The 12,030-nt window shown below is 40.1% G+C and carries 6 protein-coding genes; 3 read left to right on the forward strand and 3 right to left on the reverse strand.

The genetic code is table 11. The features are described 5' to 3' along the window. Positions 1-4: 4 nt before the first annotated feature. A complete protein-coding gene (locus HMPREF2885_RS08365; RefSeq protein ID WP_000634601.1) occupies positions 5-853 on the reverse strand; it encodes a metal ABC transporter permease in 849 nt (282 codons plus the stop codon). After that, positions 850-1,572 carry a metal ABC transporter ATP-binding protein gene (locus HMPREF2885_RS08370; RefSeq protein WP_044021194.1) on the reverse strand — a complete coding sequence of 241 codons (723 nt, stop codon included), beginning with the start codon at positions 1,570-1,572 and terminating at the stop codon, positions 850-852. Before HMPREF2885_RS08370 ends, HMPREF2885_RS08365 begins: the two co-directional genes overlap by 4 nt. Before the next feature lie 179 nt (positions 1,573-1,751). Here HMPREF2885_RS08370 and HMPREF2885_RS08375 point away from each other — a divergent pair, with 179 nt between their 5' ends. Together HMPREF2885_RS08375 and HMPREF2885_RS08380 are read left to right on the forward strand one after the other, a co-directional pair. Continuing rightward, complete coding sequence (locus tag HMPREF2885_RS08375; RefSeq protein ID WP_070657783.1) at positions 1,752-3,644, forward strand: M13 family metallopeptidase; 1,893 nt, start codon at positions 1,752-1,754, stop codon at positions 3,642-3,644. A gap of 88 nt (positions 3,645-3,732) precedes the next feature. Further along, the gene (locus HMPREF2885_RS08380) at positions 3,733-4,497 is read left to right on the forward strand and encodes a hypothetical protein (protein WP_070657785.1); all 765 of its coding nucleotides are present in this window, start codon (positions 3,733-3,735) and stop codon (positions 4,495-4,497) included. Positions 4,498-4,601: 104 nt separating this feature from the next. On the opposite strand, the gene HMPREF2885_RS08385 is transcribed toward HMPREF2885_RS08380, so the two are convergent. Beyond that, positions 4,602-5,231, reverse strand: a complete 630-nt coding sequence (locus HMPREF2885_RS08385; RefSeq protein ID WP_065371630.1) for an MBL fold metallo-hydrolase — start codon at positions 5,229-5,231, stop codon at positions 4,602-4,604. A 620-nt stretch (positions 5,232-5,851) separates the two neighbouring features. Between HMPREF2885_RS08385 and HMPREF2885_RS08390 the strand changes: the two genes are divergently transcribed. Then, positions 5,852-12,030: YSIRK-type signal peptide-containing protein (locus HMPREF2885_RS08390; RefSeq protein WP_070657787.1), on the forward strand; the 6,179-nt coding region annotated here is incomplete at its 3' end.

Raw genomic sequence — 12,030 nt, forward strand, 5'->3', positions numbered from 1 at the left:
CCCCTTATTTATTGATTTTTTTATTTTTTAGTTTCAAGTATCGTTGCTTTGGAGAGATAAAGAAACTGATTAAGAAGAAGCTGGCAGATGTGAGCACGATGCTGGATCCTGCTGCGAGGTTGAAGCTATAGCCGATAAAGAGTCCCAAAACAGAAGCGGTTGCCCCTAGGGTTGATGAAAGAAAAATCATGCTCTTTAGGCTATTAGCATAAAGGTAAGCCGTCGCAGCTGGGGTGATCAACATGGCCACGATAAGAATAGTTCCAACACTTTGCATGGCAGTGACTGACACAAGGGTCAAGAGTACCATGAGGAGGTAGTGATAGAAATTAACAGGCATTCCCATGGCTTTAGCCAAAAGCTCGTCAAAGGATGTAATCAATAGTTGTTTAAAGAAAATCCCGATAATCAAGAGAATCAATGCCCCCACACCAATGGTGATCCACATGTCCGTATCTTGGACAGCGAGGATATTCCCAAAAAGGATATGGAAGAGGTCTGTCGAACTCTTGGCAACACTAATCAAGATGACACCTAAGGCTAAGAAAGATGAAAAGGTAATACCAATGGCAGTGTCACTCTTGATGATAGAGTTCCCCTTGATGTAGGTAATGATGATGGAAGCCATCAAGCCAAAGATGATCGCTCCAATAAAGAAATCAATTCCCAGGATAAAGGAAAGGGCTACGCCGGGCAAAACTGCGTGAGAGATGGCATCCCCCATGAGAGACATTCCACGTAAGATGATAAAACATCCCACGGCTCCAGCAACCACCCCGATGACTATAGCTGTGATCAAGGCATTTTGTAGGAAATGGAAATGTTGCAATCCATCGATAAATTCTACTATCATAGGTCACCTCCATTAAAGAAGAGCTTACTACCATAAGCTTTTTTGAGATTGACTTCGGTAAAGGTTTCTTCAGTTGAACCAATAGCAACCAATTCTCGATTGAGAAGCATAACTTGGTCGAAATAATGAGGGACTTTGCTGAGGTCATGATGGACGATGAGAACTGTTTTACCAGCTTTTTTAAGGTCTCTCAGTGTATTCATGATAATCTCTTCACTGATCGAGTCAATCCCGACAAAAGGCTCATCTAAAAAGATGTAGTCAGCTTCCTGCACTAAGCAGCGGGCAATCAAAACACGTTGGAATTGTCCTCCAGAGAGCTGACTGATTTGGCGATCAGCATAGTCTGAGAGTCCAACGATTTCAAGTGCATCCGCCACTTTTTTCCAGTGGCTGGCCTTTAAAGTGTGGAAGAGCGGGATAGATGGATAGAGTCCCAGTGAGACACATTCCTTGACCTTGATAGGGAAATTGTAGTCGATATGGATTTTTTGCTCGACATAGGCAACTCGATGTAAAGATTTCTTGACTTCTTTGTCATCGAGAAAGGCCTGGCCTTCGTGTGGGATAATTCCCAACATACTTTTTAATAAAGTTGATTTTCCAGCACCGTTTGGACCAATAATTCCGGTAATAGTTGGTCCTTGGAGCACTAGTGAAATATCCTTTAGTGCCAACGTTTCTTTGTAGGAGACACTGAGGTTTTCGATACGTATCATACAGTTATTTTCCTCCTGTCTTTTAATATACCTTAAAAAAAAAATTAAGTCAAGTTAATTTTTAAAAAATTTAAAATAATAACTGAAAAATGAAGAAAAAAGAGAGACCATTTTTAATTGCATTCCCAAGTGTTTTTTGCTAAGCTAAGAATAAGTGAAAAAATGAAAGCGAGAACAAGATGACACGTTATCAAGACGATTTTTATGATGCAATCAATGGCGAATGGGAAAAGACAGCTGTCATTCCAGCTGATAAATCTCGAACAGGTGGCTTTATTGACCTTGATGAGGAGATTGAAGAGTTAATGCTGGCAACTACGGACAAGTGGTTGGCTGGAGAAGATCTTCCAGAGGACGCTATCCTCGCAAACTTTGTTAAGTACCATCGTATGGTACGTGATTTTGATAAGAGAGAAGCTGATGGGATCAAACCTGTTCTTCCTCTGCTCAAGGAATACCAAGATTTGGAGAGTTTTGCGGATTTTACCAGCAAATTAGCAGCATTTGAATTAGCTGGCAAACCAAATTTCCTTCCATTTGGCGTATCACCAGACTTTATGGATGCTAGAACCAATGTTCTCTGGGCTAGTGCTCCAGGAACTATCTTGCCTGATACAACCTACTATGCCGAAGACCATCCTCAGCGTGAGGAATTATTGAATCTTTGGAAAGAAAGTACTTCTAATCTCCTCAAAGCCTATAACTTCTCAGATGAAGAAATCGAAGATCTTTTAGAGAAACGATTGGAATTGGACCGTCGTATCGCAGCAGTGGTTCTTTCAAACGAAGAAAGTTCAGAATATGCCAAACTCTATCATCCATACGCTTATGAAGATTTCAAAAAGTTTGCCCCTGCACTACCTCTAGATGACTTCTTCCAAGCAGTAATTGGACAAACTCCAGATAAGGTTATCGTAGACGAGGAACGTTTTTGGCAAGCAGCAGATCAGTTTTATAGTGAAGAAGCGTGGCCTCTATTTAAAGCAACCTTGATTTTGGGTGTGGTCAATCTCTCAACAAGCTATCTCACAGACGAGATTCGTGTCTTGTCAGGTGCTTATGGTCGTGCCCTTTCAGGTGTTCCAGAAGCTCAGGATAAGGTCAAGGCAGCCTATCACTTGGCCCAAGGTCCCTTTAAGCAAGCCCTTGGTCTCTGGTATGCGCATGAAAAATTCTCTCCAGAAGCTAAGGCAGACGTAGAGAAAAAAGTGGCGACTATGATTGACGTTTATAAGGAACGTTTGGCTAAGAACGACTGGCTCACGCCTGAAACACGAGATAAGGCCATTGTCAAACTCAATGTCATCAAGCCTTATATCGGTTATCCAGAGGAATTGCCAGAACGCTATAAGGACAAGGTAGTGGACGAAACTGTCAGTCTCTTTGAGAATGCCCTAGCCTTTGCGCGTGTGGAAATCAAGCACAGCTGGAGCAAGTGGAATCAGCCTGTTGATTACAAGGAATGGGGCATGCCAGCTCATATGGTCAATGCCTACTACAATCCTCAGAAGAACTTGATTGTCTTCCCAGCTGCCATTTTACAGGCTCCATTCTATGATTTGCATCAGTCGTCTTCTGCCAACTACGGTGGTATTGGTGCTGTTATTGCCCATGAAATCTCTCATGCCTTTGACACAAATGGTGCGTCCTTTGATGAAAATGGTAGCCTCAAGGATTGGTGGACAGAGAGTGACTATGCTGCCTTTAAAGAAAAAACACAAAAAGTTATCGACCAGTTTGATGGCCAAGAATCTTACGGAGCAAGAATCAACGGAAAACTAACTGTATCAGAAAACGTTGCTGACTTGGGCGGAATTGCTGCAGCCCTTGAAGCTGCTAAGAGAGAACCAGACTTCTCAGTTGAAGAATTTTTCCACAACTTTGCTCGTATCTGGCGCATGAAAGGCCGTCCTGAGTTGATGAAACTCATGGCCAGTGTCGATGTGCACGCGCCTGCCAAACTCCGTGTCAACGTTCAAGTACCAAACTTCGATGACTTTTTTACAACCTATGATGTCAAAGAAGGCGACGGCATGTGGCGTTCACCAGAAGACCGTGTGATTATTTGGTAAAGTAAGTCCCTAACCAAGTATCATCTTGGAATTAATGGTTCATTTTTGAAGTTTATCAATCTGAAAATGCAATGCTATCGAGGTTAACATGAAAAAATTTTTAATGATGCTATCAGCTATTCTTTCGATTTCAGTTCTAGCATCTTGTGGTCTCAATAAAAATAGGAACAATACAGAACCTTCATCTGCACTATCATCTGTCTCCAAAGATGATAAGACTAGTGTATCAACAGAAGCAAAGGCTGAAAATACTAGTGACTCGTCAACCAAGGAATCGCAATCGACTGCTGAAAATAAGAAAGAAACTAGACAAGATTTATATAAAGAAGTGATTGAACGCTATAATCACTTTACAGACCTTTTAAAACAAGGTAATAGAGAAGATTTATACAAGGAAAGTAAACAAGATAAGATTACTTCAGAAGAATATGGCCTAGTTTTCTCTCGAATGGATTATCATAATGCACCCGCTTGGAAATACGCAATTGTTGATTTGAATAAGGATGGTCAAGACGAGTTGCTTATTGGCGATGAAAAATTTGTTTCAGCCATTTATTATTTGGAAAATCAAAAACCTAGCTTACTTCACACAGCATATATAGCTTCTGCAGGTGGTTTTCGCTCAGGATTTGATATTTATGAAAACGGTCAAGTCTCTTATGCAGACTGGCAGTCAACTCGTCCAGAAATGAACCTGTCTCTATATTCGTTCGATAAAAACGGAGTGCAGAAGATTAAAGAAGCAACTATTCAAATTGGTGGCAATGAAAAAGCAGAGCAAGTTTTAGATATCTCTTCTGAAAAGCTTGATTTGTCTAACATTGGTTGGAAAGAATTGAATCCGGCTAATTAGTTTTGAATTGCTTTTCTAGTCAATATTGATTCTTCTGAGCAAATATTGACATAGAAATAGAAGCTACACAAAAACCAAGGATGTTATCCTTGGTTTTTTGTTTGCTAGAAAAAGGGATTGAAGGTCTTTTCGTGAGCGATAGTTGTAGCTGGACCATGTCCAGGATAGACATCGTAGTTAGGAAGGGTGAAGAGTTGCGTCTGAATGCTATGGAGGAGTTGTTCCGTGCTACCTGTAGGAAGGTCTGTCCGTCCGATGGTTTCTCGGAAAAGAGCATCTCCGGTCAAGACAAGATGGGCATCAGGAAAGACGATAGAAACACCGCCGATAGAGTGCCCTGGGGTTGGTAGAACTGTAAAACGAAATTCCTCAAGCTGGTATTCCTCATGAATGACAAAGGTGTGCTCTGCAGGTTTTGCGACCACATTTGCCATATCATCGTGACGAGGGAGACCAGAGAGATTATCTACAGGTGTATAAAGCCAGCTGGCTTCACTCTCTGCTACATAAACTGGGGGATTTCCAAAAGTCTCACGAACCAAGTCTAGACTCATAATATGGTCGTAGTGGGTGTGTGTCAGGAGAATCGCGCAGACTGGTTTGTTGATTTTTTCAATAGTCTTGTGGATAGCTTCCCAATGGCTACCTGGATCAACCACAATCAGGTGTTGATCCCCTTCTAGATAATAAGTGTTTTCATAGGCAACGGGATTCACGGTTTTATGGATTTTCATACTGGCTCCAATCTCAAAGAATGTACTAAACTAAGTATAGCACAGAAGAGGGAAATAAAGTGAAAAGAAAGTCCCTCTTTTGTGTTCAAGGTTGGTTGATTTATATTAAAAAAAGAAGGAAATTGCTGTGAGAAGACTTGTTATATTTTTAGTTGAATGGTAATAAGAACATAGAACAAATAAGAAATAACTGATAAAAATACAGTTTCTTTTATTGAGAACGCATTTGGATTTTATAGTTATAATTATAAATAAAATATGTTAAAAAAAATAATATTTGCGAAGTGGATCCAAATATAAATATAATGGTTTGATACATTAAATAGTATTTTATTAAATTTGTTTCAACAAAAATATAAGGTTTACATACTGTAAATAGAAGACTTGTGCTTGTTTTTTGCCAATCAAATGATTTGGATGTTATTAATTTTATTTTAAATAAAATTATAAAAATTGTTGAAAAAGATAGGGGAAAGTGTTAGTATGAATATGCATATTGAATATGAGGATATAATCCTTTTGAAACATCAAAATTTAAAAGCCTTTTTAAGGAGAGAAAGAAATTTTGTTTTTCTATATTTCAATATCGATATAATAAAAATAGGAAGGTTGTGTATCTTATGAAGAGTAAGCAACAGGATTATCGAACGGAGAAGTACATTCGTTATGGCATTCGGAAGTACAGCTTTGGGGCTGCGTCGGTGGCAATTGCGACCGGTTTGATGATGTTCTTAGGTAATGGTGCGGTATCGGCAGCGGAAGTACAAGGTGCAGATGGAACAGTGGCAACGACAACACCAGTAGCAACAAAGGAGTCGGAGTCAACTATAACGGCGGAGAAATCTGAAGCTAAGGCGTCAGAAAAAGTAGTAGAGACTAAAAAAGTTGATAAGACTGCTCTGACTAAAAAAGTAGTTGAGTTAGAAGCGAAGATTGCATCTGCAAAGAAAGCTGATGCAACAGCGATAGCTACTGCAAATGAAGTATTGACTGCGGCAAAGGCAGTTCTTGCAAACGAAACTGCAAAACAGGCTGATATCGATACAGAGCATGCTAAAGTTGAAGCTTTGATTACAGTTGTAGTTGAGTCAGACGAAGCTGGGAAACAAGTTGAGGAAACAGCAACAACTACAGCAGTCAAACCAGTGGCGACCACTGCTACAGAAAAAGCAGAAGAAGCAAAAGAAACAAAAGAAGCAGAAGAAACTGTCAAACCAGTCCAAGAAGCTAAAAAAGTCTTAGAACAAGTTACCTCTGAAGCTGAGGTAACCAATGTTTTAGCAACTGAAGCAGTCCGGAAAAATAAGCTTGAGGCTGAAAACAAAGCGGCAATTGAGGCAGCGATAGCTAATAATAAAGAAGTTATTGCGGAAGCTAAAAAAGTGTTAGTTACGGATAGCGTTACAGCTAAACAAATCAATGATCAATTGTCACGCTTAAATGATTCCATTATTGCTGTCTACAATGATTTGAAGAAAGCAGGAATCGGAAAAGATGGAAACTTTGGAGTCGCTTTGGCTGCTCAAGATTTCTATGCCGAAGAGGGTTCTAACACAACTCATGCATCGGAAACAAACGCTGCAAATCATACTGGTAAAGATACCTATACAATTCCAGTACAAGAAATTAAATTAATTACGGGTACTGATGCTACAGGGTTAGAGATAGACGTCTATTCTAATCAGCGGACTGGTGAAGATACCAATGCTGGAAATGGGATGCATACAGAACAGGGTGGAAAAACTGGTCATAACAACAAAGGACGTGTAGACTATCCATTAACCCCTGATGCCGCTAAAAAATTAGCAGAAGAAGCCCCTCTTTGGAGAAACAAACTCCGTGCGGATGGGTCAAGAATTTCAAACGCTGCGACGTCAATATACTCTGCTAACGGTGGTTATGAATACCTAGCTACAGAAATTTATGGCTATGGGTATGAACAAGGAGTTGACAGAGTTTATATTAAAGGTTTGAAAGATCGTATTGCAGTTACAGAAAAAGCTAAGCAAGCTGGTTGGAGTCTTACCTCTGTAACACCAACTAACCTTGTACCAGGTGTTGCTTATGATGAGGCGACAGATACCATTCAAGGTAAAGTAATTGCTGGTATTGAAAATGGAGTGTATGACTTACGATTCAATATTACTGCAACGAATACAGATGGGCGGACTGTCACCTTCCAAATTCAGAATCTACGTGCTGGTTGGGTAGGTTGGCAAGATAGCACACCTCCTACAATTCAGTCAGATTCAGCTCGTTATGATAGAACTGTTGGTGATGATGCGAATATCAATCTTCGTTTTCATGATTTTTCGGGAGCTAGTGCGATACCTGGCAATTCAGCAGGAAACTATGACTATACAACTGCTGAAGGTAAAGTAGTTAAAGTTCGTCAAAATTCTTCTAAAGCAGTCACAGGTGTCTCAGGCTACAACACTATAGGAGCAGAATTAGATGATTCTAAAGTGTTGATTCCTGGTACCAACTATACTGTAACAAACAGTACTGCTGAAGAGCAAAAAGCTGCTGGAACCAACATGGGTAATGCTGTCATTGGAGGTAAGGTGACAGAGGCAGGTATCTATACCGTTTCAGTATTTGCTAAAGATTATGATAAATTATCTAATAATACGACATGGAATCAGTCAGGTCAAGAGGCTCACGGTTCTATTACTGTAGTTGTTAAGCCTAAAGTTGAAGTTCAAAACGTTGAAACCTATTCAACAACAGTTCCTGTTAAAATCTCGAAAGGTGCTACAAGTGCTAAGGTTACAATGCCAGATGGAACTGTAACAAACTTGAAAGCCGTTAATGGTAAATGGCTTGTAGATAGTGGTTCAACCAATACAGCGGTTACTGAAAATCAAGAACTAGGTGCTGTAGATTCAAATACCGTCTTTAATATTCCAGTCACGTCAGAAGCAACTGCAAAAGTTGGTGTTGATAATATCAAAGTAGAAGCATCAGCTGAAAATGTTAAGGGAACTTTCTTACGTGAGCGAGTTGAATTGAATGGAACTGATGGGCAAAAACATACTGCGACTTTTAATAAGGCTACTGGACACTGGGAGTTACCTGGCGACTATGCCGAAGTGAAAACAGCAAATGGAGATGGGACTACAACTTGGACGAAACGCCAAGTATACACTGAAGCGAAACTAGATGGCGGTATGAAATTCTTCATTTACGAATATACTCGTCAACTTGATAAAGATGGAAATGTAACAAGTGTAACTACTCCTGATCGTCCAATGACGGAATATGTTTCTCAAAATACTAACCAAGCTGGCGATGGTATGTCAGTAACTATTACTTTTGACAAACATTCAAACACATGGACATCATCAGATGGAACAGAAGTTACTGCTAAAAAGTTGGGTGATGATTCATGGGAAGTTCATACTAAATCAGGATTTGGTGGAATCATTAGAGGAACAATCGCAACTAACTCAGATGTTGCGACTGTTGTCAATACGAAACCAACTGCAAGCTCACAAGATTATACTTCTACTAAAGGAACTGCGGTAGATCTCCGTAATGAAGCAAAAGCTGCAGTGACAATCTCTGATGCAGAAGATACTAAGTACGGAAAAACAACTTACATTACTCGTATTACAGTAACATCTCCTTCAGGAGTTCAGAAGGTTTATGACACTAAACAAGATGCAAACAACTATAATCTTGCTAGTGGTTATACACTGAGTGAAGTGGGAGTCTATACAGTAACAGTTGACGTTATTGATAGTAATGGCAATTACACAACAGATGCTACAATAGGTGGAACTGAATCTGGTGTGGATCATGGGGCTGGCTCATCAACCGCTACAACAACTTACCACATCACAGTAACAGACACGATTGAAGGTCATAATGTAACATCCACAGATGTTCAAGGAGCGACTCAAACAGGTACTCCAACCTTTACATCTGTTGGTGATGGCTCACCTGTGGCACCAAGTGCTACTTCACCTGCTAAGTTGGTAGATCCTACCACTGGTAAGTTAGTTGACCAAGTAACAATTGATGGTCAAGGAACATACACAATTAATAATGAAACTGGTGTTGTGACATTTGTTCCGTTGAAAACATTCACAGGTACAGCAACCCCAGTGACTGTATCATTAACAGCAACTCTTGGTCAAGATAAAGATGGACAACCTATTACCGCTACAGCGACAGCAACATATACTCCAACTGTTACACCAGTTACTCCAACAGCAACTCCTGCAGAATCAACTGGTATCCAAGGCGCTACTCAAACAGGAACGGTAGCATTCAAAGAAGGACACTCTGTTGCTCCAATCAAGCCGAACTCAGCTGTTCTACTTGATAAGAATGGTACTCCGGTAGCACCTGGAGCTTCAGTAGATGCTTTGGATGAGAATGGTAACAAAGTAGGGGAATATACAATTGACCCAACTTCAAATACTGTAACATTCAGTCCAACCGATAAAACTTACAAAGGTAAAGTCCAACCTGCAACAGTTCAGGCTGAAGATGAGAATGGTACAACAGTTAAGACAACTTATACTCCACATATTGTAGGTGTTACTCCAACAGCAGAACCTGCTAAGTCAGTTGATGTACAAGGAGCAACTCAAGAAAGTACAGTAACATTCAATGGTGGTACGACTACACTGGATGGTAAACAGGTGACTGTAGATATTGACCTAGCTACTTTCACTCTTTTAGATGAAACCGGAACTCCAGCAACATCTGTTCCAGCTAAAGACCCTAGTGGAAATGTTATTGGTACATATACTCTGAAAACAGTTGGTGAACAAGCCGTTGCAGTCTTTACCCCAACTGATAAGACTTATAGTGGTGAAGTTCAACCTGTGCGTGTACAAGCTAAAGATAAAAATGGTATTTCGGTTGAAACAACTTACACACCATTGATTACGCCAGTTACACCAACAGCAACTCCAGCAACTTCTGAAAATATTCAAGGAGCAACACAAACAGGCACCCCTACATTTGTTCAAGGTGATGCAATTGCACCAATTAAACAAGGTTCAGTAAAACTTCTTGATAAAGAAGGAAATGAAGTTCCTGCAGGTCAGACAACTCCAGCTTATGCTGAAGATGGGACTACTGAAATTGGTACATTCTCTATTGATCCAACAACTGGAAAGGTAACCTTTAGTCCAACGGATAAATTGTATTCTGGTAAGGTTACTCCAGCAACTGTGCAAGCAGAAGATGAAAATGGAACTCAAGTGACGACAACTTACACGCCACAAATTATCCCAGTAAATCCTATTGGAGTTCCTGCGACTTCTGAAGATGTTCAAGGTGCAACTCAAACTGGAAAACCAGAATTCCAAGGTGGAACTGCAGTTGTCAATGGAAAAGAAGTTACTGTTGAGATGAATGACACTGTTCCAGCTAAATTGATTGATTCTAAAACTGGAAATGTTGTGGATTCTATCACTATTCCGGGTGAAGGTACTTATACTGTAGCACCGGACGGAACAGTAACCTTTGTTCCTGAAAAAACCTTTACAGGTCAAGCATCAGGCGTTGAAGTTTTACGTGAAGACAAGAATGGAACCCCCGTTACAGCAAGCTACACTCCAGTTGTTAAGGCAGCAATTCCAACAGCTACTGATGCTGTTACAGAAGACATTCAAGGTGCAACTCAAAAAGGAGTGCCTACATTCCTAGGTGGTAGGGTTACTGTTAATGGAGTGGAAAAAATTGTTCCTATTGATGAAGCCAAGGGTCTTGAACTTATTGATCCAAAAACAGGAAAACCAACAGATCAACCAATTGTCATTCCAGGCGAAGGAACTTATACTGTAAATAATGGTATGGTAGAATTTAAGCCAGAACCACAATTTACTGGAAAAGGAACAGGTGTAGAAGTTCAACGTGTAGATGAGAATGGAACTCCTGTAAAAGCTAAATACACTCCAGTTGTTAAACCAGCAACTCCAACAAGTTCGGATGTTATTACAACAGATGTTCAGGGTGCAACTCAATCAGGAACACCAACATTTGAAGGTGGAAAAGTCAAAGTTAATGGTATTGAGAAAACTGTTGAAATTGATGAAACAGTCAAACCAACGTTTGATGATGGTACAAAAGAGAAGACAATTCCAGGTGAAGGTACATATACTATTGATGAAACTGGAAAAGTAACCTTTACTCCCGAGAAGACATTTACAGGTCAAGCAACAGGTGTGACTGTTAAGCGTGTTGATAAGAATGGAACCCCAATTACAGCTAAGTATACCCCAGTTGTTATCCCGGTTACACCTACTTCAAAAGATTCTGAATCAGAAGGTCCGAAAGGACAACCTCAATCAGGAACACCAACATTTGAAGGCGGAAAAGTAACAATCAATGGTAAAGAAATTCCGGTAGAAATTGATGAAACAGTTAAGCCGACCTTTGACGATGGTACAACAGAGAAGAAGGTACCAGGTGAGGGTACATATACTATTGATGAAGCTGGAAAAGTTACTTTCACACCAGAGCCAGAATTTGTAGGTCGAGCAACTGGAGTAACAGTTAAACGTGTTGATAAGAATGGAACCCCAATTACAGCTAAATATATCCCTACTGTACGTCCGAATACTTCATTTGTTGATACTAAAGGAAATATCCTAGCCCCAAGTGAAGATGGTTCGCAACCTAAGAAAGATATTCCAGGATATAAAATTGTTGAAACTAAGGTTGATGAAAAAGGCAATGTGGTCCACGTTTATGAGAAGGTTAAGACAAGTCATAAGGATAAGGAAGGGAACGAAATTCCAGGTCATCCAACCGAAGACGGCGAACAACCTAAGAAAGA

It is taken from the genome of Streptococcus sp. HMSC062H02, assembly GCF_001813005.1.
Taxonomy (GTDB): Bacteria; Bacillota; Bacilli; order Lactobacillales; family Streptococcaceae; genus Streptococcus; species Streptococcus oralis_S.

Coding starts and splice junctions, on each gene's coding strand:
- HMPREF2885_RS08370 (WP_044021194.1), bottom strand. CDS start 1,572: ATGATACGTATCGAAAACCTCAGTGTCTCCTACAAAGAAACGTTGGCA.
- HMPREF2885_RS08385 (WP_065371630.1), bottom strand. CDS start 5,231: ATGAAAATCCATAAAACCGTGAATCCCGTTGCCTATGAAAACACTTAT.
- HMPREF2885_RS08375 (WP_070657783.1), top strand. CDS start 1,752: ATGACACGTTATCAAGACGATTTTTATGATGCAATCAATGGCGAATGG.
- HMPREF2885_RS08365 (WP_000634601.1), bottom strand. CDS start 853: ATGATAGTAGAATTTATCGATGGATTGCAACATTTCCATTTCCTACAA.
- HMPREF2885_RS08380 (WP_070657785.1), top strand. CDS start 3,733: ATGAAAAAATTTTTAATGATGCTATCAGCTATTCTTTCGATTTCAGTT.